Source organism: Vibrio sp. Vb1337, from assembly GCF_033338715.1.
GTDB lineage: Bacteria > Pseudomonadota > Gammaproteobacteria > Enterobacterales > Vibrionaceae > Vibrio > Vibrio alginolyticus.
Genome location: NZ_JAWOTD010000008.1, coordinates 166,386 through 191,306 on the forward strand (window position 1 = coordinate 166,386; position 24,921 = coordinate 191,306).

19 protein-coding genes, 1 tRNA gene and 1 pseudogene are annotated in these 24,921 nt (G+C 43.2%); 12 read left to right on the forward strand and 9 right to left on the reverse strand.

All coding sequences use genetic code 11. The features are described from left to right. The first annotated feature begins 230 nt into the window (after window positions 1-230). The gene (gene rnb, locus R7E42_RS11445; protein WP_151515455.1) at window positions 231-2,234 is read left to right on the forward strand and encodes an exoribonuclease II; all 2,004 of its coding nucleotides are present in this window, start codon (window positions 231-233) and stop codon (window positions 2,232-2,234) included. Window positions 2,235-2,305: 71 nt separating this feature from the next. After that, window positions 2,306-3,115 carry a helix-turn-helix transcriptional regulator gene (locus R7E42_RS11450; RefSeq protein ID WP_151515454.1) on the forward strand — a complete coding sequence of 270 codons (810 nt, stop codon included), beginning with the start codon at window positions 2,306-2,308 and terminating at the stop codon, window positions 3,113-3,115. Between the two features lie 33 nt (window positions 3,116-3,148). Here R7E42_RS11450 and R7E42_RS11455 read toward each other — a convergent pair whose 3' ends face one another. Then, window positions 3,149-3,502 carry a DUF3024 domain-containing protein gene (locus R7E42_RS11455; RefSeq protein WP_017635751.1) on the reverse strand — a complete coding sequence of 118 codons (354 nt, stop codon included), beginning with the start codon at window positions 3,500-3,502 and terminating at the stop codon, window positions 3,149-3,151. A gap of 266 nt (window positions 3,503-3,768) precedes the next feature. On the opposite strand from R7E42_RS11455, the gene R7E42_RS11460 reads away from it, so the two are divergent. After that, on the forward strand, window positions 3,769-4,593 hold the full coding sequence (locus R7E42_RS11460) for a phosphate ABC transporter substrate-binding protein (RefSeq protein WP_017635752.1): 825 nt from the start codon (window positions 3,769-3,771) through the stop codon (window positions 4,591-4,593). A gap of 63 nt (window positions 4,594-4,656) precedes the next feature. On the opposite strand, the gene R7E42_RS11465 is transcribed toward R7E42_RS11460, so the two are convergent. Further along, window positions 4,657-5,337: a MaoC family dehydratase gene (locus tag R7E42_RS11465; protein WP_005375670.1), complete on the reverse strand. Its 681-nt coding sequence runs from the start codon at window positions 5,335-5,337 to the stop codon at window positions 4,657-4,659. Between the two features lie 329 nt (window positions 5,338-5,666). Between R7E42_RS11465 and R7E42_RS11470 the strand changes: the two genes are divergently transcribed. Continuing rightward, window positions 5,667-5,757 (forward strand) — tRNA-Ser (locus tag R7E42_RS11470). Window positions 5,758-5,917: 160 nt separating this feature from the next. Here the strand turns inward: R7E42_RS11470 and R7E42_RS11475 are convergent. Next, window positions 5,918-7,468, reverse strand: a complete 1,551-nt coding sequence (locus R7E42_RS11475; RefSeq protein ID WP_213876087.1) for a PAS domain-containing methyl-accepting chemotaxis protein — start codon at window positions 7,466-7,468, stop codon at window positions 5,918-5,920. 285 nt (window positions 7,469-7,753) lie between these two features. Between R7E42_RS11475 and modF the strand changes: the two genes are divergently transcribed. After that, complete coding sequence (gene modF / locus R7E42_RS11480; RefSeq protein ID WP_213885987.1) at window positions 7,754-9,208, forward strand: molybdate ABC transporter ATP-binding protein ModF; 1,455 nt, start codon at window positions 7,754-7,756, stop codon at window positions 9,206-9,208. Here the strand turns inward: modF and R7E42_RS11485 are convergent. Next, a complete protein-coding gene (locus tag R7E42_RS11485) occupies window positions 9,196-10,668 on the reverse strand; it encodes an EAL domain-containing protein (protein WP_025768976.1) in 1,473 nt (490 codons plus the stop codon). The two genes, modF and R7E42_RS11485, sit on opposite strands and share 13 nt — an antisense overlap. Before the next feature lie 347 nt (window positions 10,669-11,015). Here R7E42_RS11485 and R7E42_RS11490 point away from each other — a divergent pair, with 347 nt between their 5' ends. From R7E42_RS11490 to R7E42_RS11500, 3 genes are all read left to right on the forward strand, one after another. Next, window positions 11,016-11,750, forward strand: a complete 735-nt coding sequence (locus R7E42_RS11490; RefSeq protein WP_005386192.1) for an IclR family transcriptional regulator — start codon at window positions 11,016-11,018, stop codon at window positions 11,748-11,750. A gap of 6 nt (window positions 11,751-11,756) precedes the next feature. Further along, the gene (locus R7E42_RS11495; RefSeq protein ID WP_025768977.1) at window positions 11,757-12,596 is read left to right on the forward strand and encodes an arginase family protein; all 840 of its coding nucleotides are present in this window, start codon (window positions 11,757-11,759) and stop codon (window positions 12,594-12,596) included. 306 nt (window positions 12,597-12,902) lie between these two features. Continuing rightward, window positions 12,903-15,929: a polymer-forming cytoskeletal protein gene (locus tag R7E42_RS11500; RefSeq protein WP_318072679.1), complete on the forward strand. Its 3,027-nt coding sequence runs from the start codon at window positions 12,903-12,905 to the stop codon at window positions 15,927-15,929. Between the two features lie 65 nt (window positions 15,930-15,994). On the opposite strand, the gene R7E42_RS11505 is transcribed toward R7E42_RS11500, so the two are convergent. The 4 genes from R7E42_RS11505 to pcp form a co-directional block, all read right to left on the reverse strand. Beyond that, complete coding sequence (locus R7E42_RS11505; protein WP_005375652.1) at window positions 15,995-17,287, reverse strand: DEAD/DEAH box helicase; 1,293 nt, start codon at window positions 17,285-17,287, stop codon at window positions 15,995-15,997. 170 nt (window positions 17,288-17,457) lie between these two features. After that, complete coding sequence (locus tag R7E42_RS11510; RefSeq protein ID WP_104980800.1) at window positions 17,458-18,444, reverse strand: CobW family GTP-binding protein; 987 nt, start codon at window positions 18,442-18,444, stop codon at window positions 17,458-17,460. Window positions 18,445-18,507: 63 nt separating this feature from the next. Next, window positions 18,508-18,771, reverse strand: a complete 264-nt coding sequence (locus R7E42_RS11515; protein ID WP_005375648.1) for a hypothetical protein — start codon at window positions 18,769-18,771, stop codon at window positions 18,508-18,510. Window positions 18,772-18,969: 198 nt separating this feature from the next. After that, complete coding sequence (gene pcp, locus R7E42_RS11520; RefSeq protein ID WP_053350641.1) at window positions 18,970-19,608, reverse strand: pyroglutamyl-peptidase I; 639 nt, start codon at window positions 19,606-19,608, stop codon at window positions 18,970-18,972. Between the two features lie 288 nt (window positions 19,609-19,896). Between pcp and R7E42_RS11525 the strand changes: the two genes are divergently transcribed. From R7E42_RS11525 to trpB, 4 genes and pseudogenes are all read left to right on the forward strand, one after another. After that, the gene (locus R7E42_RS11525) at window positions 19,897-20,145 is read left to right on the forward strand and encodes a hypothetical protein (RefSeq protein WP_005375646.1); all 249 of its coding nucleotides are present in this window, start codon (window positions 19,897-19,899) and stop codon (window positions 20,143-20,145) included. Between the two features lie 306 nt (window positions 20,146-20,451). Next, entirely contained in the window at window positions 20,452-20,664 is a 213-nt protein-coding gene (locus R7E42_RS11530; RefSeq protein WP_005375644.1) for a cold-shock protein, read from the forward strand. 359 nt (window positions 20,665-21,023) lie between these two features. Then, window positions 21,024-21,332 (forward strand): annotated as a pseudogene (locus tag R7E42_RS11535) (S1 RNA-binding domain-containing protein); the annotation flags it as partial. Between the two features lie 400 nt (window positions 21,333-21,732). Continuing rightward, window positions 21,733-22,956: a tryptophan synthase subunit beta gene (gene trpB / locus R7E42_RS11540; RefSeq protein WP_005375643.1), complete on the forward strand. Its 1,224-nt coding sequence runs from the start codon at window positions 21,733-21,735 to the stop codon at window positions 22,954-22,956. A 131-nt stretch (window positions 22,957-23,087) separates the two neighbouring features. Here the strand turns inward: trpB and R7E42_RS11545 are convergent, their stop codons facing one another. Continuing rightward, entirely contained in the window at window positions 23,088-24,545 is a 1,458-nt protein-coding gene (locus R7E42_RS11545; protein WP_151515447.1) for a DUF3360 domain-containing protein, read from the reverse strand. Window positions 24,546-24,921 lie beyond the last annotated feature (376 nt).

Below are 24,921 nucleotides of genomic sequence, written 5' to 3' on the forward strand. Positions count from 1 at the left end.
TGAATTACATCACAATTTATTCTCAACAATGGTATTTTTAGCATATTTTTCCACCAACCCTACCATTCCCCGTAGATTCGCGTAACTCACAGATGAGAATTTCATCAATATTTAAGCCAATTTCTCGTGGTTAAATTGGCAAAATTCACGGCGAAATTACGCTCCACAGGTAGTAATAATAGCTCGCAATGATTATAGTGTGCCCAACTCCATAGGTAATTTAAGAAAAGATGTTTCAAGATAACCCACTACTCGCTCAGCTTAAGCAGCAAATCCAAGAAAACCTGCCTAAAAAAGAAGGCTCAATAAAAGCCACAGATAAAGGCTTTGGCTTTTTGGAAGTGGACAGTAAGACTAGCTTCTTCATCCCGCCTGCGTACATGAAAAAGTGCATGCACGGTGACAAAGTCGTCGCCATTATCCGCACCGAAAATGAACGCGAAGTTGCAGAGCCACAAGAGCTGCTGGAACAAGCCGTGACTCGCTTTATTGGTCGAGTAAAAATGTTCAAAGGTAAGCTTAACGTAGCACCTGATCACCCACAGCTTAAAAAGCTATCTCTTAAAGCGAAACTAAAGAAAGGTCTAAAACCTGACGAGTTCGCCGAAGGTGATTGGGTTGTCGCACATCTTATTCGCCACCCTCTAAAAGGCGATAACTCTTTCTTCGTAGAAATTTCTGAAAAAATCACTGACGCGAATGATAAAATTGCGCCTTGGTGGGTAACGCTTGCTCAAAACGATCTACCAAACTCTGAGCCAGCAGGCATCGATAACTGGGAACTGAAAGACGACGCGGAGCTAGAACGCGTAGACATGACTCATGTTCCATTCGTCACTATCGACGGTGAGTCGACTAAAGATATGGACGATGCGCTGTACGCGAAGAAAACCGTATCTGGCGATTTCGAACTCACCATCGCTATTGCGGACCCAACCGCCTACATCACACCTGAAGATGAAATGGATAAAGTAGCGCGTGAGCGTGGCTATACTATTTATCTTCCAGGCCGCAACATCCCGATGCTACCTCGCGATTTAGCGGACAACCTATGTTCTCTGATTGAAGGTGAAACCCGCCCTGCTATTTGCTGTACCGTAACGGTAAGTAAAGATGGTGTGATTGGCGACGATATTAAATTCTTCGCGGCAAACATCAAATCACATGCCCGCCTAGCATACGATCACGTGTCTGATTGGTTAGAAAACGGCAGCTCTGAAGCATGGCAGCCATCTGAAGAGATCGCGACCATCGTTCGTGATCTTTATGAGTTCTCTCTTGCTCGCGCTGAATGGCGTGAGAAAAACGCAGTGGTCTTCCCAGACCGCCCTGACTACCGTTTTGAGCTCAGTGAAGATAACGATGTAATCGCTATCCACGCAGACATGCGCCGCAGTGCAAACCGTCTTGTTGAAGAATCCATGATTACCGCAAACATCTGTGCAGGTCGTACATTACGCGATAAATTTGAAACAGGTGTCTTCAATACGCATGCAGGTATCAAGAACGAGAAGATTGAAGAAGTGGTTCAACTTGTCAATCCAGAAGGCCAGTTGGAGTTCACAGCGGAGTCTATTGCTACACTAGAAGGCTTTGCTGCGTTGCGCCGCTGGTTGGCAGCTCAAGAAACGTCTTATCTAGATAACCGTATTCGTAAGTTCCAAGCATACAGTGAAGTGGGTAATCAGCCTCTGCCTCATTACGCAATGGGTTTAGACATCTATGCAACTTGGACATCACCAATTCGTAAATACGGTGATATGATCAACCACCGTATGTTGAAGGCCGTCATCCTTGGTAAAGAACCCGTACAAAAACCAGATGACCAAGTAGGCGAAGAGCTAGCTCTACATCGTAAACATCATAAAATCGCTGAGCGAAATGTCTCAGATTGGCTATATGCACGCACGCTTGCTGATGAGCCGAGCAAGAAAACTTGTTTCACAGGTGAGATTTTCGATATTAATCGTGCAGGCGCACGTGTCCGACTTCTCGAAAATGGCGCAGCAGCCTTTATTCCTGGTGCACTAATTCTTGATAATAAAGAAAGAATTGAGTGCAATGGCGACAACGGTACCATCTCTATCGATAAAGAGGTCGTATACAAACTTGGGGATACATTGGAAATTGTCCTTACGGACGTAAACCAAGAAAACCGCAGTTTAGTTGCAAAGCCAACCCAGGTATTCGCTGAACAACCAGCAGCACAAACAGAACAGACTGTAAGTGAATAATACCGAATGAAGTTAAAAGGCGCTCTATTGAGCGCCTTTTTTATTTGTTATGTAAAACGATAAGAACGAGTATGCCGAACATTGAGATCATTCGCTTTAATCACTTCACTGCGCGCAAAAGTGAGCGTTACACTGCAACACATAATGGGTTATATATTGTTGAAGAAGGTGCCCTATTAGTTCATCAACCTAATGGCGAGCAATTTGAACTTAAAGCCGGAGATTTCACACTCTATAACTCCGCAGATCTGAGCAGTGCAGAAGCCGTCTCTAGTGACGGTGGCTTTAAAGCACTGGCTTTGGTCTTCAACCCAAACATATTCTGTGACTTTAAGAAAGCGCACCCGATGCTACGTTCCAAAACGGAAGAAAGGCGCTTCTATCCTTTTTCGACGCAATCCGGTAGCGAAGTAGCACAATTGAAGGACATGTTGGTTAAGTTAGCGAGTCGCAACGCTCCAGACTACACACAAAGCCATATCGCAATGGCATTGCTGTCGTTGATGGTTGAGGTAGAGCCAAACATCCTATCTATCATAGATGATGCAAGTAGCCTGAGCGACTCTCAAAAAGCCATTAAGTACATTGAGGGTAATATTGAAAAAGACATCACGCTAGAAGGCTTAGCGGCTCATATGAGCATGTCCATCGCGACCTTGAAACGTCGCCTCGCCGCAGATGATCTTTCGTTTTCTCAGATATTAAAGGTGAAACGGATAAACTTCGCAGCAACCCAACTGCGCAAGTCAGAAAAATCAATAACAGAAATAGCGTTTGAGTCTGGTTTTAAAAGTGCAGCGCATTTCAGTACAGCATTTAAATCCGTTTACAACATGACCCCCAAAGACTTTAGAAACCAAGTCGTTAAGCCTAAAGTATAAATCATGTCGGCATTCGCATCCGTTGGGCTCGCCCTATTCCCAAAAACACGCTTGAGGATCACGCTCCAATTCGTTGAGTAAGTCCTCAAGCATTCGGCTAAATGGAAGTGGCTTATAAGGCACCCACCTTAACAGCTCGTTGTGATATGTGGGAACATAGAAATACCAAAGTTGGTTGTCCTCATCAAACATGATCTTCGCGACGGGAGAAGTATACTCGCTATGCTGGGAGTCGAGGAGAAAATGCGCCCGATGAAGCTCAACGCCATTTTCTACTAGCTCATAGAGGCACTTGCCCTGTTCGACAGGCAAGTTAGCATTACGCGCAGAGCAGAGCGATTGAACTGATTTGTATAAACGACTTGTCGCCATTTGGGACACTGACATCAACGTTCTCCCGATGGATGATAGTTAGAGCTGTCGATCCTAGTATATAACCTTTACATCATCACCGATGGTAGTTATCTACCTAACTCAAGTATAAGATAGCTATATTATCATTTGCCCAGATTATCATCTCAATCCACTTGGAAACGCTAGCTCCATCACCTCTTGACTAGAAACAATTCCTTTGTTTAGCGCTAACAGTTCACAAAAGTGTAACCTGAACGCAATATCATAAACTCTGCTTTATCCCGTATATGGAGTTTAATATGTTACGTTTTACTGTGGCGACGTTATTGGCCATAGCAGTCTCCCTCCCTACCATTGCAAAAGAAATCAACATCTCAGGTTCAACGTCGGTTGCTCGTGTGATGGATGTACTTGCTGAGGAATACAACAAAACACACCCAGACGATTACGTTGCTGTTCAGGGCATTGGTTCGAGTGCTGGTATCACCATGGTCAATAAAGGAGTAGCCGAAATAGGCATGAGCTCTCGCTATCTGACTGAAAGCGAAAAAGGTGAAGATCTCAATGTATACCCTATCGCTTATGATGGCCTCGCTGTTGTTGTAAACCGTACCAACTCTGTAGAAAACCTTTCTCAGCAACAGCTGTTTGATATTTACAAAGGTAAAATTAAGAATTGGAAAGAGGTCGGGGGCGCAGATCAGCCTATCGCGGTGGTTACTAGAGAAGCGTCTTCAGGTTCACGTTACAGCTTCGAAAGCTTGCTGGGACTGACCAAAATCGTTAATGATCGCCTTGTCTCGGATATCAGCCCAAACAACTTGGTTGTAAACAGCAACAGCATGGTAAAAACCATTGTTAACCATAACACTCGCGCCATTGGTTTTATCTCTGTAGGGTCAGTAGATCGCTCGATCAAGGCGATTCAGTTAGATGGTATTGACCCAACCTCGACAAACATTAGCAATCATAAGTACAAGTTGGCGCGACCATTCCTAGTGCTATACAAAGTAGATAAGATTAGCGATGCAGGTAAAGGTTTTATCGCTTTCCTTCGTTCAGAGCAGGGACAAAAAGCGATTGCAGATTACGGTTATACGCCAGTAAAAAACTTTAATCAGTAAAAATGAAAAAGAGAGCACCCTGATGCTCTCTTTTACTATGTCGTGTTCTATCCGGTTTCGGAATTAGAAATGCAGTTGAATTACAGAGACCACAACCGCACCAGGTCGACGAATACCTTCAATTTCCACTTTAATTTCGCGCTCAATCTCCAAACCTTTTTTGATTGGCGTTACTTTTGTTAACGTGCTGACTGCACGAACATTATTGCCTGCTTTGACAGGGTAAGGGAAACGGACTTGGTTTAAACCCAAGTTAACTACCATTTTAGCTGTTGGGAACATTGGCTTGTCTGGATCGACTGAATCCGTCAGTTTAGGCAGCAATGCTAATGTTAAAAAGCCATGAGCGATAGTTGTCTTAAATGGAGATTCAGTTGAAGCACGCTCTGGATCGGTATGAATCCATTGCATGTCTTCCGTTACCGCACCAAATTGGTTAATACGTTCTTGAGACACATGAACCCAATCACCAGTGTGAATAACTTCGCCAATTTTTTCACTTAACTCGTCATAAAGCTTTTGAGCCTCAGGTGCCATTACGATCGGTGCAGGTTGAGGTGCAACTTCTTCGTTGACGGCTGGCTGCTGGTGATCACGAACTTTTGAGAAAAGAAAGCTATTTTGAGCTTTCCCCAAAAAGTCACTCCAATAATCGCGTAACGTTGGAGACATCCAATTCATAAACTCGGATTGATGAGCAGAAATCGCATCAACTTTGTCTTTAAATAGATTTGTGACCTTCATAAACACCCTTAAGAATTCTAAGCACAACTGGCTATACCAGTTAATTTTGAATTAGTTCACAAAGTCTTGCAAATACTTTCGGGCGAACACATGTACCCTAAAAGCATGTTATGTCTTATATATCAGCAAGATAACAATAAAACACCATTTTATTGACGTGCGCCAATATAAAGTAAAAACTCTATAAATTGGTACTTTTTGTCCCTTTTTCACTCCGTTTTCAAACTGTCCAACATCACATCAGTGATCATAAAACAAGCAAACAGTACTTCTATTATAATTCAGCACTTTACAAGTCGGACTATGCTCCTTATTATACCGCCCACTACGGAGAGATGGCTGAGTGGTTGAAAGCACCGGTCTTGAAAACCGGCATACGTTAATAGCGTATCTAGGGTTCAAATCCCTATCTCTCCGCCACTTATTTAGAGAGCTCGCATTTATTGCGAGCTTTCGTCGTTTTAGCTCTTAAAAAACGAGATTTAGAAATCCTCGCTCGTAAACGAATCCGGCACTTCACTATATTCCAGTTAAAAGCCCGCTAATGTTTAGCGGGCTTTTAACTTCGATTTTCTAAAGTTTAAGCAAACTTCTTAATCATTTCAGACAGGTCATTGGTGCAATTTTGCACTTTGGTGTTCATATGATTCGTTTCAGTCATCAGTTCATACGATTCACTGTACTTTAAATTAAGCGACTGGATGTTTTCATTTATTTCATCCGTTACATAAACCTGCTCTTCTATCGCGACCGCAATTTGTTGGTTTCGTTCGACGACGTCTTGAACAAGGGATTCCAGTTGTTGAATGCTATCCAAAGCAGTACCTAGCAATGTTACCGTTCCGGTCGACATTTCATTACCTTTCTCTAACGCAGAAACCGCTGACTTGCTCCCATTTTGAATCCCTTCAATGGCCGATTTAATCTCTGTTGTCGATTCCTGAGTTCTTTTAGCTAAGGTTCTCACTTCATCTGCTACAACGGCAAACCCTCTGCCTTGTTCGCCTGCCCTCGCGGCTTCAATTGCAGCGTTCAACGCTAATAAATTAGTTTGTTCGGCAATACCGTTGATGACTTCAACAACGGTTCCAATTTGCTCGGTTTGTTGGTTCAAACGTATGACCACTTTAGATATTTCGCCGAGCTCATCAACCAACTCTAAAACCGATTGGTTAACATTATCGATAACGCTACGGCTGTCTATCATCGTATTTTGCGCTTCTAACGTAGCCTCGGCGGTCGCTTGAGCATTATTTGATATCTCAGATGAAGAGGCTTGCATCTCGTTGACCGCTGTTGCGACCGAGTCAATCTCCACTTTCTGTGCGCTTAAGTTCTCCGTCACTTGCTGGCTATTTGTCGCAGCACTGTTAGCACTTGCGCGCGTTTCTTCGCAAGAGTCTTTTACAGACACGCCAACGCGCCCCAATAGCGCATTGGCAAATTGCTTACGCATCTTCATACCCAGCTCAATCTCAGCCAGATCGTTGATTCTTCCGCAATAAATATATTCCATGAGTGGATTGTTGAAGTCTTGCCTAGCCTGTTTAGCGAGCTTCTCAACTGGTCTGGTTAATACATAAATAGAGAAAACGGAAAGTAACGCAACAACGCCAAACGCTATCATTGGTGATTGATTCATTTGTAGAGTGAGTAAGCCAAGAAGGTTTGAAATTAAAAGGAAGAAGGCCGATCTCATCCACAAACGTGTACGAGGGAGATACATTTTCCACGGCTTACGATTATTTCGAAGCTTCGAATACGCTTTTTCCGCTCGCTGGATGTGTATACGCTCAGGTTTAAATCTCACTGATTGGTATTCCACAACTTCACCATTAGATTTTATAGGAGAAGCAAACGCGTCAACCCAATAATAGCCGCCGTTTTTACGTCGATTTTTGACCATTCCCATCCAGTGTTTGCCAGTTTTCAGGTGAGTCCATAAATCTTTAAAAGCCTGTTTTGGCATATCAGGATGACGCACAACATTGTGGGGTTTACCGATAAGCTCCCCTTCATCAAACCCCGCGACTTCATTAAAGTTTTCACTGGCATATTTGATGTAACTGGAGGTATCGGTAATGGAAACTAGGCTGTAACTCGAAGGGTAATCGTATTCCGTTTCACTCATAAACATGTGTCCTTACATTGATTAATTAACAAACGGCAAATATGAATTTATCAGCATAACATTTACATGCATAATGATAGGTTGATTCAAAAATAAAACAAAATTATTGACAAGCTTACTTGTTACTTAATGACTCTAGTCGCATTTTTATCCTCTAATACAAGGCTTCGTTGATATGCACAAGACTGAGCACTGTTCAAAATTAATACACAAAAGCGCTTCCGTACTGAGTTCGTAAATTGTTATAAGTAATCCACTAAAACGAAAACAAGGAAGACAAACACAATGACTATTCACTTTCGTCAGCTTGCAGCTAAGAGAAACACGACACACTTGTTTATTGACGATTGGAAAATTAACACTCAGCAGTCTTGGGGGATATTCAGCGCGGATGGAGATATTGGCTCTCTGCTTGGAGACCTTATTTGTGATGAAATGTCACCAGATAGTGGGGAAATTGAGCTAAATGGGCTGTCCGTTGCGCAAGTGTCGTTATCAGAGCAACAGCGATTACTGGAAAGAGAATTAGAAAAGGATGATACGGATTTTCTTGATCGTATCGACCAAGGAAGCACTGTTTATTCATTAATCCTAGAGCAGAGCCAAGACACTGACTTAACTGAACAGCTAATTAATGATCTCGACCTAAGTCATCTTAAAGATAGTGGCTTCCGCGTTCTCTCTACCGGAGAAACCAGAAGAGTAATGTTCGCCCGAGCTTTAGCCACACAACCTGACTTAGTATTACTCGATAATCCATTTACTGGCTTAGATATTGAGCACCGAGCTGCTCTCTCTCGCTATTTACACTCGCTTTCTCAAAATGTACAACTACTCATAACCTTCTCTCGCGAATCTGACATGCCTGAGTGGATCAATAGCATCGCGCTTTTCAGTGCAGGAAAGCTTGATAGTACAATGGATAAGTCCAGTTGGGATAATCATCCAATCATTGGACAAATTAAATCTCAGTCAAAGCAACAGAGTGAAGAAATGATGAGCTTGATACGTCAGCATCAGCACTCGACGCCATTCAACAACCCAATATTTGAACTAAAGAATGGGGCTGTCGAATACACCGATAAGAAGATTTTTACTGACTTGAACTGGCGCATAGACAAGGGCCAACATTGGCAGGTCAAAGGCCCAAATGGTTGTGGAAAGAGTACCTTACTTGGATTGATCTTTGGCGATCATCCGCAATGCTACAGCAATGACATTGATATTTTTGGTAAAAAGCGTGGTACTGGCGAGACAATCTGGGAAATTAAGCAGCATATCGGCATGGTGTCTTCAGCGCTACACCTCCAATATCGAGTCAATTGCAGCGCATTAGAAGTCATTTTGTCAGGATTTTACGATTCGATTGGGTTGTATAACCAGCCAACTCGCAAAGAGATGAATATTGCAAACGAGTGGCTCGATATCTTACATATGAGCCAGTACAAAAAAACCTCATTCAAGCAATTAGAGTACGGTCAGCAGCGACTATTACTGATTGCAAGAGCCATCGTGAAACAACCCACATTATTGATTTTGGACGAGCCGTATCAAGGGTTAGATTTTTTGGGTAGACGGTTAGTTAAGAACACACTTGAACTCATCGCTAGAGAGAATTTAAGCCAACTATTGTATGTGTCTCACTACCAAGAAGACCGCTTAGATAGCATCAAAAATGAGTTAGAGTTTGTGTTTGATGAAAATGCTCAGTGTTATAGAGCTAACGTCTACCAATCATAATGACTTCGCTGCGCAAGCTGCTCATAAGGTAATGGTTTGGAGTACAGGTATCCCTGATGATATCTCACTCCCATCTGCTTTAAGTGTTCAGCTTGCGCTATGGTTTCCACGCCTTCAGCGATCAATTGTACTTGTAATTCTTCCGCGAAGTGAACCATCGCTTTTAAGACAGAAGCACTAAGGCTAGGAATACCAATGGTTTCGACAAAGCACTTATCGATTTTTAAGTAATCTATGCGCATGTGCTGTAGAAATGCTAACGAGGTTTGGCCAGTTCCAAAATCATCGATCAGCACATCAATACCATGCACTCGCAGCGCTGCAATGCATTTTCTCGCCTCTGAATCAATGAGCTGACGCTCCGTTATCTCTACCCCTAATGAGACTTTGTTTCGGCTCAACTGTCTGTCGAGCAATTGAATTTTTCTGATCGCGTTTGGTCCGACTAAATAACCAGGCGGCACGTTAATACCAAGGTGGACAGGCTGATCAAAGCCTAATTTACTGAAGTCCTCTGCCGCTTTATCCAGAACGAAATCAGTAAGTAAAAAAACCAATCCACTTTGCTCTGCCGCAGGGACAAACTCATCCGGAGAAATGAACCCCTTACTTTGATGCTCCCATCGCACTAGCGCTTCAAACCCGAATAACTGGCCGGTATCAACGTTAACTTGCGGTTGGTAATACAGGGTCAACTCTCCTCTTTTTATCGCTCTTTTAAGATCCAGTATCAAATTGCGATGAGGATCAATAAACTTATTCAACGCATACAAGCAAAGGTAGATCACGAAAATAATTGGAATTGAGTACAAAAAATAGGAAAGTGTTCTCTGTTTGACGAAAAGATCGCTGGCTTCGCTCAAAGCTTCATACTCAAACATTTGCGACGATTTGATACCGATAGGATTACTTCCCGCTCTTAATGCTCCTTCAGGTGAAACTTGCTCATGGATAAACAGCGCAGAACGTTTTAGGCGTAAATCGTTGTTAAACCCTATTGTCGCATTAAAGTAGTCATGATCGATAATCGTTACGGCTTGATAACCGCGCTCTCCTTCCGTTACCACTAGCAAAAACTGATCGTACAAGCTATCAACACTACCAAGCGCTAGCGTTTGTCCCTTGGGAAAGGTGATGTGCTCAGCTAACGGTTTAGAGATACTTCCCAATTTCGAAGAACAAGTAATGACTCCCTCTTTCACAATGAGCATTTCTTCAATATCTCGTTCAAACATTAAGCTTTGCTGGAGCTCTTCACATCGTTCAGGGTGTAGCAGCGCCGTGCGGTTTTCTGTCTCTATTTGGAATAAAATTTCATCTGCAATTTGCACATTTTTTTCTAATAAATGATTGAGGTTGTTTTGCACGCTTTCACGAGCTAAATACAAAACCTCTCCAATAACCAAAGGAATAGGCAGAAGAAAAATGATGGCTTTTTTAAAAATCGCCTTATTCAGCATATAAAAGTAACCTTTTATAAAACCGATTTACTGAGATGGTACCTCGATTCCGATACCCGCTAGCAACTCACGTTTTTAACATTATTTGTTTGGATTAACTCAGTATGCGAAACGCTGAGTAATACCGCAAACTAAACAATGTCTTAATCACTCCTGTTCCAATTTAGTATCAAGCGCCTCAAACCTGAGACTTTAATTCGACACCATGTTATGTCTATCGGTACTTGCGAAAGTCTTTACCTGTCTGTTTCTCATCATGTAAGAATTACCCATTAAAATTATTTTTCTTTTCTCAGTGATTAAGAATTATATTTGTCGTAACTCCTACAACACGTTACAACACTCTCATGACGACAAACAAAGCTAATGCTAACCAGGTAAACGAAAAATCACTGCAGTTGTTAATGCAAGTTGCAGTTAGTCCGTTCCCAGTTTCTGCGAAAACGCTAAGCGAGCAATTGAACGTTCCTTTAAGCAGCCTTTACCGACACTTAAAACTGCTTAAAGAGTGGAACTTGATCGAAGAAAGCGTTCACGACAAGACATTTGTCGTTGGTCCGGCGGCATTATTACTCATGCACAGCTATGAGACCGCGCAACATGGGCTCGACATGGTCGAAACCATACTGGCTAGGTTGGTACAACAAACCGGGGAAATGGCCGCTTATATGGTACCAGCGGGTTATCGTGCGCTTTGTGTCAGACAGAAAGAAAGTATGCAGGCGCTGCGTTGCAGCTTCGTCCAGGGTCAAAGTCAACCTCTGCTGCGCGGTGCCTCATCTAAAGTGATGCTCGCTTTTATGCCTCAAAGTCGATGCGAGAAAATCTTGAGATATTTTAATCAAGATCACCGACGCGACGAGTGGGAAAAAGAGCTCACAACCATCCGTAAACACGGATATGCCGTCAGTACTTCTGAGATTGACCCTGGTGTTTCAGGTATTAGCGCACCGGTAATGAAAGGAAGCAAACTGATTGGCGCAGTCTCGGTGATGGCTCCGGCCCACCGAGTCGAAAAGGATAAGCAGCGCATTATTTTACATGTACTGCAAGCGGCAAGGGCACTACCACCAGAAAGGTAATTCATCATGTTAAGCTTTTTCAAACGCTATAAACTCCATCACACAGTGAAACAGCCGCAACATTACCCTTTTTCTTTTATGACAGTGTGTGAGTATTTGCCACCCATGTCTAAGGGCGCGTTTGAATTAGCTGATCAAAGTTTGGAAAATGCTAGCGATTGGCTATACCAACAGCATGATCATGAAACCGCTGAAAACTTTGGTCACTTCAACCACGACAAGCTGGAAAATGGCGAGTTTCAGGAAGCATTAAGCCTTTCGCTTTCTCGCCACTCAATTCCTGTTTTAGTCACTAACTGTACCGAGGCAATCTTGTCCATGTTACCTGTGGTCGTGTCCTATCGAGACGAAGTGGGTGTGGTAAATATTGGACATGACATGAACTTGAAACCAACACTTGAACCACGTTTAGGCTCGGCATTCCATTTTGCTCTTTCTCGCTATCAAAACGTGCGATTATTTTTTGCTGGTGTTAGCGAACAAGATACAAAGCAAGAAACGTGGGAATACGCGGAGGATCAAGGTTGTGACTGGGTAACCGATAAAGAGTTTTCTTTTCGTCATCGCAATAATGTTAAGCAACAGATCGGCAATTACCTAGACCACTGCGACCAAATAATCATTAGTATCGACCTTGGATCTCTAAAAACCAAAAACAGCCTTGATGGCGCGTCAGAAATTGATATCCAAATGGTTCTACGCACGATTAGGCAATGTTTGGTTGCAGGTAAAGTGAGAGCAATTCAGCTCGTTGGCGATCGAGATTGTCTGGTGTATTCGAGACAAACGAAAGCCATACTAGAAGAGTTATATCAGATGGCTCCACTCATCGTTCACGCTGCCTAGCGTTATAAACGTTCAGAATCAGGATCGCGTCCTTCCTGATTCTGAACCAACATGCTTACTTATTATCCTTAACTAACAAATAGTTACACATATAAATCGACACACATCACACTTACCTCTTGAACTAACCTGACACTTACGTTGTAATAAGGCCGCTAAACTTTGGTATGACATACGAAATAAAAAATAACCAAAGTTCAATAACTAAGCGGCTTCAAAACAAAAAGTACCGCAGCTATTCCAATTTCAGTGAGCATTTGCTCACGCTCGCTTGATGCCATCTTGTTCCACTCATTAGGACATTTGATGATGCGTCTTTGCAGTATTTTCACTGCGGTTCTTTTTTTACCGCTAACCTCACACGCCACCACTTATGACGTAAAAGATCTATCTGAGTTAGGTCAACTTTGCTCACACAAGAGTTTTAGTATCGAAAGCGATGGCACGACTTATCGCTGTACAGGGAAACTAGTCCTACCCGCTGGTGATAAAATTGTCTCCTCATTACCGGAAAAAGAGATAACGTTAAAAGCAGATTATGGCATTGTGTTAGAGGGGAATAATACGATTGGTGAACCCAATAAGCGTATTTCTCTACACGCCCTCGCTACCGGATTAACGGTTAACAATGAGAAAGCTTCAAACCTCGACGATTACCAAAACAAGCACACTGTTATCTATGGTGACCTTCTATCGGCTTATCCAACAAAGCTGCATAACGTTCTCATAGACGGGAATATTAAGCTAACAGGTTCGACACTTCACATTGATGGAACGTACAACACCATTATTGGTGATATTTCGACACACAGCACGACCAATGTATTTAATACAAACATCTGTGGTAAGGTCGAATCACAAGGCGAAACACTACACCTAAAAACAAACCATCCTTTACAAGACCATTTTGTCGTCGGTGATGTTTCTGCGCACAACTCTCTGATTATAAAAGATATGTCGATCTATGGTACAGCTGAATCTGTAGGATCGTCAGCTACATTAAGTGGCTCATTCTATAGTTCCACCGCAGCAATTAAATACTTCCAAACATTGAACTTCAACAACGCTCCAAATCAGCCTAGTCAAGTTTGTGGTGAAATCCAACAAACGCCAGGAAGTGCGCAAACGAAAGCACAAGACAACAAATACACGCAATACTGTGGATTGGGCGAGGCTGATTGTCACTACTCTTCCCAAATCTGTCCAATCACCCCTCAAGATGTTCCGAATTGCAGCATGCAGCCTCCATCGGAGAACGACTTAAACCTCAGCGTCACACCATCGGACGACATGACACTGATGTGCGGCGACGATCTTCCGCAATTTACAGTAACAACAACCAATAATGGAGAAGTTGTAAGCGCAGAAGTCAGTGCCGTCCTATCACACCCTGACTTATTCACTTTAGAGGTGGTTAAAGGTCATCAGACATTAGGAGCCAACCAATTTATATCAGACGATAATGGTGAACTTGTTGTTCGAGTGGTTCCGAATAATATTGATACGATCTCGTTAGATACCAACTACACACTAACTTTCACTATGGCAGAAGACACGAGCAAGCATCAAACTGTTCGCTTTATGTTTACGCCATTTATGTTTGAGGCCTACTCAAAGACAAAAAGCACCGCTTTAAATGAAATACGCGTTATTGCAGGTAAGCCAGAAAACGTGCATACGCGATTACTTGCTTGTGCCACCACCGGCGAACCTGTAGTAGCAAGCAACTACAATGGTACGCCTAAAGTTTTTCATCCATTGGTTCAACCATTAGGAGGAAGTGAAGGAAACTTTAGCTATTCAGCAGAATTTGAAGATGGCTTGTCTGAACATGGCCTTATCACGAACGAATCCGGCATATTTGAAGTGACATTGTCCGATCATTTTGAATGTGAGGGATTTGAAGAGTGCCCAGAAGAAGGCAAAGTGGAAGTGAAAGGAACATTTAATGTGCACTCGCGACCATGGACACTGGCTATCTGTGACAACCAACGTGCTTTGCCTTCTGGTACCTCTGAACAAGGAGAAGGGTTTCTTGCTGCCGGAGAACTTTTCTCTCTAACGGTGAAACCAATCATTTGGCAACCTGACGACTCTGTAAGTGGGTCTGTTGAATCAGCACGCTATTGTGATGCTTCTATCACCCGTAATTTTACGCTTGATGACGCTCCAGCAGCATCGGTTGTCTTGTCGAGTGAGCAACATACGCCATCAGAGACAGCGAACCAAACCTCAAAATTGCTAAAAAGTAGTGACTCACTGGCTCAGGCGCATAATTCAGCCAAGAATGATCAATTCGTCTTTAATGGATTATATTGGGAAGAAGTCGGGAGCTTGAGAGTAAAAGCAAACCTAGAACGTAAATATCTAGGTATGACTGTAAACGAAGGCTATCGTTACGTTGGTCGTTTTTACCCAAAATATTTTCAAGTGCAAGACCAAGAATGGCACTACCCACATGGCCAAACTTTTGCTTACATGAATCAACCTTTTGAGAAAGTCACTTACGATGTTGTCGCACTCAATGCGCATAAGGAAAACGTGAAGAATTACGTCCACTTTTCGTCTAACCTTCAACAATATTTCGATTTAGGCGAGCTAAGCTCATACTCCGATCGGTTTTTGCCGCCAAAGCCTAAGAAGGTAGAATGGAAACCACTGGGTAACGCGAGTGTTGGAACGTTTGTGATCGAGAAGCCGTCGACCAATGCGACTTGTAACAATAGCCCATGTTGGAAAAAGAACACGACAGATAAACAATACCCTGATGGCCCATTTAATAAAGGGACTAACAGTGACAGCAGCAAAATAGGTATAGTCACGACTAAAGCCGTTGATGAGGTAAATTTCTTTGATAACAGCGAAATGCTCACTCAACAACCGGACATTCGATTCGGTCGTTTGAACTTTCAAGATGTAGGTGGCAACCAAGGCATGGTGTTCAAAGTGCCACTTGCTGTAGAAACTTGGCAAAACGGTCGATTTACTACTAACTTCGATGACAGTTCAACGACGGCTAATGGTGAATATTACTTCAGCACGCCAATTTGGTCGAATGCGCCTGCAAACAACGCCCTGCTTTCTGGCGTTGGAACGATGAGTATTGGCAGGATGACCGATATCGTTGCAAGCCAAATTGACTCAGCGCGCGAGCAAATACAATTCCATCTAGATTTAGACAGCTCAGGCAATCGCATCCCTTGGCTGAAATACGATTGGGATAGCTCTACAAGTGAAGAGGAAAACCCACCCGTCATTGTTACGTTTGGTATTCACCGAGGAAACGATCGCATTATTTATCGTGGTGAACCCAATATGCTTGGCCTAAATTAACGCGAAACGGCAAACAAAAAGAGCCCCTCAATTGAGGGGCTCTTTTCATCACAAACGGATGTAATTTACTTTGCGCCACGACGCGCTTTCAGGCGCTTCACCATAGCAAGACGACGCTCTGCCGACCCTTGGTCTGTTGCCGACTGGTTCGGATTATTACGACGACCTTGACGATTCTTAAATGCTGGTTTTGAGTGCAGCTTTTCAATGTAAGATTCACGCTGTTTTGGTTCATAGCCTGCAAGCTCAATACGGCGAATGCGTTGCTGGATCAGATTTTCAACCTGAACAACCGTGAGCTCTTCATCTCGATTTACAAATGAAACGGCATGACCTTGTTTACCTGCACGGCCTGTACGACCAATTCGGTGAACGTAATCTTCCGCTAGGAAAGGCATGTCATAGTTCACAACGTGAGGTAAATCTTCAATATCTAGACCTCGAGCAGCGACATCGGTAGCCACCATGACACGTGCTTTACCGGACTTGAACTCTTCTAACGCACGACGACGAGCACTTTGAGCACGGTCACCATGACAAACCACCGCTTTGATACCATCAAGTTTCAGCTCTTTTACCACTTCGTTTGCGGTCTCTTTGTAGTTCACAAATACCAACACTTGTTTCCAGTTCTTACGACCAATCAGCTCCGAAAGCAGTTCCGTTTTTCGCTCTTGATCAACTGGATATAACACGTGAGCAACTGTCTGTGCTGTCGTATTCGCTCGCTCAACTTCAATACGCTTAGGCTTACGCAGGATATCTTTTGCTAACAGATTTAGTTGGCTCGAAGTCGTTGCCGAAAACATCATAATTTGCGGATCAGTATCCACATCTAGCATGATCTTACGTACTGCGTGAATAAAGCCCATGTCCAAGATACGGTCTGCTTCATCAAACACTAAAAACTCTAAGTGTGCGACCGAGACATTACCTTGTTCAATGTGCTCTTCCAATCGACCTGGTGTAGCCACTAGGATATCTACACCGTTTTCTAATGCCGTTACTTGAGAAGACATTTTACGGCCACCGAAAATCGCGGCCACCGACAGGTTCGTGTACTTCGTGTAAGCTTTGATGTTGTCAGCAATTTGTTCAGCAAGCTCACGAGTTGGAGCCAAGATAAGTGCGCGAGCAGTCTTACGAGAAGCGCTACGGTTACTGTCTAGCAACTGCTGAATCATAGGCAGAGAAAACGCAGCCGTTTTACCAGTACCTGTTTGTGCTGTAGCGAAAATATCATGGCCTTTGCGAGCCATTGGAATCGCCTTCTGTTGAATTGGCGTTAACTTTTCATAACCGCATTCTGCCAGTGCTTTAACCACTTCTGGCGCAAAACCTTGAGATGAAAATGACATTGAGCGTATTCCTTAAACAAACCACTAAAAATAGCTTTAAAAATTTAGCCGTGCACTATACCCGAATTTGAGTGATTTATCTCACTTTTCTCATTGAAATCCTACAAAAGAAAAAACGGTGAGCACAGATATATTAGTGGTTCACCGTTTTCGTTTAACCTTTGCGCGATTTAATGTTTGATGCCAGATAACTGAAGGAGAATTCGCTCAAGCTCATCCCATGGCAACAGCTGAGAATCTATCACTTCTAATCGTGATTCAAAGCCTTCTAAGCTGATTTCATTCACCGACACGACTCGGTTGGCAACATTAAACGCGTAACAACCTTGATCCGTATTGACCACCGCTTTAACACGCTCTGCGGTCAAGTCCGAAAGCATAGAGAAAAGCTTTTCAAAATCAAACTTATACTCTGCCCCAAACAACCACCCACAACTAAAATAACCCTGCCCTTTGTTCTCTTTGCGCACAAAGGCTTCACCAGGCGCCAACTGGAATTGAGGCTCTTGATGAGCGTGGTCATGATGATGTGACTCGATATGGGAAGAAGCGCTGCCGTAAACACGCTCGATATCCAAGACTTCTATCGGTAACTCACCGTCATGAATAAGCTTACTGAATACTTTTGAAGGGGATTGGTCCGTCACCCAGTCATTAAACACATCAAGGTCGTGGCTGGAACATAGGTCAACCTTACTACCAATAACCACATCTGCACTGTTTAACTGGTCCACGAAGTTTTGGTTAGAAAGATACTTTTCATCACTTAAGTTACGCGGATCAACCAAGGCAATCGTCGCTTTAAGATCAACGTAAGGTTCATACTGCTGTGAGGTAAGCGTCGCGATAACCTGTTTTGGATGACCAAGGCCTGTCGGCTCAATCAATAAACGGTCCGGTTTTTGACGCAATAATGCGGTGATACCTACCGACATCGGCACACCCGCAGTGCAGCACATACAACCACCCGGCACTTCTTTAATCAACGCGCCTTGGTCGGTCATCAATGCACCGTCGATGCCAATCTCACCAAATTCATTGACCAAAACCGCCCAGTTTTCTTTTTCCGGTTTGTTCTTCAGTAGATTTAAAATCGTGGTCGTTTTACCGACACCCAAAAATCCGGTCAGTATGTTGGTTGGTACTCGATTTGACATGCTTATCTCCGACACGTTAGTGCATTAATGCTCCAGCAAAGTATACGGAGAATGTGACTCGCTTCAACGCTTTTTATCGCACGCATCAAGCTCATTGCGTGATGCGTTGGAACACATTTTTCGAGCTTGTTTGGGTTGACTTATCAACTCTGAACGCTTCATATCAGACAGGTATCTACTGGTATAAATAACGCAAGTAAAAAACGCGATAATAGCGACTACGATGGGAAGAACTCCGAGCGTGTTTTCGAATTTAAGCGCAGCAATAGCCAACGCGAAAACAACGACAGAGATAAGTGCGATTGACTTACTTTTGTTGCTTTTCATAATAACTCGCCTTTCGTAAAGTTAGCCCCCTAACACCTCCTGTACTAGAGGAATGTCAGTTTGAACAACATCCAACCTGACTATTCAATGCTACTCCTTTCGCTACTTGTGAAATTTGACAAAGCTAACATTTACTACAACATCAAACGACGAGCTTATTATTATCTTTCAGATACTTACTGGGTTTTAAAACACTTACTAGCAAATCGTTCCACCGCTTACCAGGATATCGCTATCATTGGCAATACAAACTTGCGCCACCAGCCTCAGCCCTTCGACTATCATGTCCAAAGACATAGAAGGCTGACTGCCATTTGCTGCTTGTTCTGGCAATAATGGAATATGAACAAACCCGTGACGAATCGGATTGTCTATCAAGTAATGTTGGATCCCATAAAAGAGATGGTTACATACAAATGTTCCAGCACTGTTGGAAATCTGGCTAGGTATACCCTGCGTTTGCAACGTTTGCACAACACGCTTTATCGGTAGTGTCGAGAAGTAAGCATCAGGACCATCGGCCACCACGGGTTCATCAATCGGCTGATGACCAGCGTTATCTGGAATACGAAAATCATCGACATTAATTGCGACACGCTCTGGGGTTATCGCGCTACGCCCGGCCGCTTGCCCTACAGTAATCACACAGTCTGGCTGGTGCGCTTCTATTGCTTCAATAACGACTTTCACCGAGTCATATCGAACTACGGGGACTGGGCAAGTAACTATCACACCGCCTTTTATGGCCGCAGCCTCTAATTGCTTGACCGCTTCTAAGGCGGGGTTAATGGCGTCACCACCAAAAGGTTCAAAACCGGTAATCAGGACTTTCTTCATAACAGCCTTTAGGAAAAGAGTTTTACAAATTATTGCACTCCCCTTCACCCCATCCAATAGCAAAAGTATTGTTGACATAAGCCAGACAACATTGTGTGACTCATGTCTAACCAGAGAGTGTTTTCTGCCTCATTGAATCTAGGCAAGTTCCGGACTATCGAGACTAACTATCGATGATTAGTGGCAGGACGAGGCTCTATCATTACATGACTCGCGCAGAAACTTGGTTTCCACGCTTAACTTAGGTAGAGTACGCGACCGCAATGCAATTCGAAGAGATTGAATACAATGAATATTGATAACCATGTAATCGAAACGATTGAAGAGTTAGAGGCATTTCTGCATTTAGTAGAAAGCGGCGCTCTTGGCCTTGAAGGTGTCACTGGCGTTGCGCTAGCCACCTCTAATACCGATGGTCGTCCATTTGTTGCCGTATTAGGAGAAAAGCACCAATTGCTCCTTGGCCGCTGGGTTTCGCAGCACGTATATGACAATGGTAAAGACATCGTTCGTAACGGCCCAACCAGAAAACACTAAGCGCTCGACGCCACCTATAACATCACGCCGTCTTATACACCAAGCGTATGCTTTGAAAGCAATGCGCTTGGCGTACTCAAAAAATAAAAAAGAAAAGGCTAGCCTTTATTAATTTTGTCGGTATACTGCACATCAGCTCTTACGGAAAGAGCTATTAATGTAATTAAAGATCAAAGTTTCTCTCAGTTCCACATCGAATTCCTCGTTTACGTTCCTGCGACAAAATAGTTATCTCTAAAATCATATAGTAGCACTTGATATTAGCTAAAAATTCAATATTTAAAACAATCAAATATAGAGGTATCTATGTCTAATAAATTAACTGGTTCAGTAAAATGGTTCAACGAAACTAAAGGTTTTGGTTTTATTTCTCAAGACAATGGCGGTGATGACGTATTCGTTCACTTCCGTTCTATTGTTTCTGAAGGCTTCAAAACTCTTACTGAAGGCCAAAAAGTATCGTTCGTTGTTGAACAAGGTAACAAAGGTTTACAAGCAGCTGAAGTAACTGCACTGTAATTCTTTGTGTGGCATCAATGTTGTTGGTGCCACAACCCCCTTCCACTTGTTACTGCCCTTACTATTCTCTATCTAAGTTTATATAGCCAAATCACTTACCTCTCCCACACCATCATTAATCACTTTCAATAAAGTCACTTTGGTATACATCTTTAGGTAATCACACAACCTACCTTGCAATTCCAGTTTGGAATTAAATTAATCTCATTCATATCTGAATCACTTCGCCTCATGCTTTGCTCATAAAAATAAAGTTTATAAAATAAAAGCGATTGGCGAATATAAGAGAAAAAATGAAATTAAATATATCTGCTCAATCAATAAATTCTAATAACTACGAGCACATAATCCCTAGCTGAGAGGTTGAGTTTGCACTGAAATGCCATTACATGAAGCCATTTATCGGACAACACTTCATAGGGACAGCATCTGGATTCACACACTTCGGAGCATTTGTTGAGTTAGAGGAAAACCGAATCGAAGGTCTCATTCCTTTATCAACTTTCCAAAATGGTGAGTTCGAATTTGATGCAGTCAAACAAAAAATTTCCATCCAGAGCGCCACGTTTACTTTAGGGACCAAAGTGCACATGTTGGTTAAAGACACCGATTCGAAACAAAGAAAGATCATGTTCAACTTAAAAGATGCGGAACACGCGGTAGGTTAGCCTGTTTTAGGTTACTTTCTAATCCATTAATCAAAAATAAAAAATAAGCTTTTAATACCGCAATTAACTTGTGACATTTCGCTGACATCGACTCATTCTAAAACCCTAACATCTGACAAAGGAAACGAATCTAATTTTTGTTTCCAGACACCATCGCAGAGTGTATTTCCAGCACTCTGTTTGCCTCGAGAGGTTCTTATGACAGCCTAGGATCTCTCGAGGCTTTTTTGCACCTATTCAAACCACCTGATTCTACATTCCAACTATTATCCCCTACACAAGCTGTACTTTTTAACTAGTGCACTAGATCGCGAACTCTGATTTAAGCAACTGATCACACAACCACTTCTAAATTTTGGGTATAAAAGTATCAATACTTTCGTTAACTAGGATGTAAATAATGAAAAACTCGTTTGATCTCACTATGCCCAACGAAGAAGGATACTTTGGTGAATACGGTGGTAGCTTTGTTCCACCTGAGCTTGAACAAATCATGCATGACATCAACGCAGCTTATGAGGAATGCAGCAAAGATCCTGAATTTAAAGCGGAACTCGCTCGCCTGTATAAGCACTTTGTTGGACGACCTAGCCCAATCTTCCATGCGGAAAACTTGTCTAAAAAATACGGAGCAGACATCTACCTAAAGCGCGAAGACTTAAACCATACAGGCGCACATAAAATTAACCACTGCTTAGGGGAAGCCATTCTCGCTAAAAAGATGGGTAAGAAGAAACTGATTGCTGAAACTGGCGCAGGGCAACACGGTGTTGCGCTTGCTACAGCCGCGGCATTGGTTGGCTTGAAATGCGATATTTACATGGGTGAAGTTGATATCGCCAAAGAACATCCGAATGTCGTCCGCATGAGAATCCTTGGTGCTAATGTCATTCCTGCCACTCATGGGCGCAAAACCCTCAAAGAAGCGGTAGATTCTGCATTCGAAGCTTATCTGAAAGATCCTGATACACAACTTTATGCGATAGGCTCTGTCGTTGGCCCTCACCCATTCCCTAAAATGGTGAGAGATTTCCAATCAATTATCGGTAACGAAGCACGAGTTCAATTCAAAGAAATGACCGGCAAGTTACCCAATAATCTCGTCGCATGCGTTGGAGGTGGTTCTAACGCGATGGGGCTATTTACTGCTTTCTTAGAGGATGAACAAGTCGCCATTCACGGCGTTGAACCTGCGGGCCGCTCTTTGCAAAAGGTTGGCGAGCATGCTGCAACACTCACACTCGGTGAGCCAGGTATCATGCACGGATTTAAGTCTTACATGCTTAAAGATGCGCAAGGCGAACCTCAGGAAGTGTACTCTGTAGCAAGTGGCTTGGATTACCCATCGGTTGGGCCTCAGCATAGTTACTTAAAAGACATTGGCCGTGTCAATTACGGCTCAATCAGTGATGACGAAGCGATTGATGCCTTCTTTGAGCTGTCTCGTGAAGAGGGAATAATCCCTGCTATTGAATCCTCACACGCTGTCGCTTACGCAATTAAACTCGCGCAGCAAGGAGAAACCGGCTCGATTTTGATCAACTTATCAGGCCGTGGTGACAAAGACATTGATTTTGTCGTTGAACACTACGGCGCAAAATACGGCATTGAATCACTCATATAGCCTAACTCCGTAGCCTAACCCTACATGCAAAAAGCTACCTGGTACTAGGTAGCTTTTTGTTTTTGTCTACTATTTTAAGAAGCAAGTCCCTTTACTCACTGCTCTCACTATACCTTTAGAGCAAAATTCGATTAACCGATAAGAGCTGGAATGCCTGGAAGCTGACCAACAATAGCAAGGGAGCCTGCACAAACGATAAACGCAGTGCCAGGAATCAGATATTTATCTTTGCGCGATAGTTCGTTAGCACGCTCATGGTCGCCGATAAGCCCGAGGTTATCCAACAGCATCGTGATTGCCCAACCGAAGACTGGATTAACGAATGCACAGGCAAAAATACAGATACCTGCACTGAGTGAATCTTTATGCTTATGGATCATCTGCATACCCGCTTCAAGGAGTGGTAAGAATACACCCACAATCAAAGCAACGCGCAGAACAGGTTCCCACATTGCTAGATCCATTGGGTAGCCAATTACCGCCGCCGCAATACACATGAAACCCGTCAACAGAGCGCCACCTGGAATAGGACGCTTGGCAATTGCGGCAGGAATCATGTACGTTCCCCAAGAAGAAGCTAGGTTTCCGCCCCCTAAGAGTGAACCAACCCCCTGACGAACAGATGCTCCGACCATCGTGTCGTCGACATCCATGAGTACACCTTTCGCTTCTTTTGGGTAGTTAAGTTCTTGAAACACACGATGGCCGAGATAATCAGGGGACCACATAGCGACTGCCAGTAGAGCAAATGGAGTCACGGCAATAAAGTGCTCTAGGGTTGGCCAGCCTAGCTGCCAGCCTGTATCTTCCCCCCACCAGTAGAATGGACTGAAATTAGGCAGGCCCGGTTCTGTGGTAAAAGTGAATTCCGCTCCCATCATATAAGCAACAATACCCGCGAGTGCAGAGCACAATGGGATAGCGAGCCAACGTTTATTGATCTTGGCTAAGTAAGCGTAAACCATAACGGTTAGGCCTATGACCACAAACGAAATGTAACCTTGGTCCGTACTTGCAGCCCACGCTTCCGTCTTATTAATTTGCCCGAGCAACCCAACGGCACCAAGGTAGATCAACAACCCTCCTCGAACCCCGATACCAGTCAGAGTCATGAGTTTAGAGCCACCTTTGGTTAAAGCGAGAATTAAACCAAAAACACATACCATCAAACCTAGCGCGAGAGGGTGCCCTCCTGCAGCTGCGATCATAGGAATCAGCGGTATCATTGGGCCATGGGTTCCCGCTAAGTTTGCATTCGGGTTTAGGATGGCAGAAAACAGAATGACGAACAGGGCTCCAGCGATAAGCAATTCGTAACGCACGTTTTCTGCAATGAATTCCGGAGATAAACCAAACTGAGCAGCAAAAGCGGAAACCATGGCAGTGACCATCACCACTTTACCAATGGTCGCTGCTAATGCAGGTACCCAGTCTTCGATTTCAATACTGTAATCACGTGAGGGCAAATGAATTCCCCAGCGACGGAAACTCATGACGGTTAAATCATGATTTAGAAAGTCTTCTCGGCTTTCAAATTCATGCGGTTTTTTGCGCACATCCCTGTAAAAAGTCTTACTTTTGTCAGACATTGAGTCATCCTTTTATGTTTCAACGTTGAACTACGTCAACTAGAGTTTCGCTTGGTAGACAGACCTTCGACCAATACGAGACAACACCCACATCAAACTTCTAGGCCATACTAAGATAGCGGCATGAACCAATTTTGATTTTGAGCTTATTAAGCATGTGTTGCTATGGGTAGGAATATTAGACATTAGTAAAAGAACAACAAAAATCTCACTTATTACACAATAATTTAACATTGAACTAAGACGCTTGAACTTTTATGAGTCATTTTTGAGCAGAGAGCCAAGTAGAACGGCCAATTCCGATTTATACTTTCAAGGTAGAGATCACTGTGCTCGCATCCATCGCAAAGTAACTATAGATATCTCTGCATTGTAT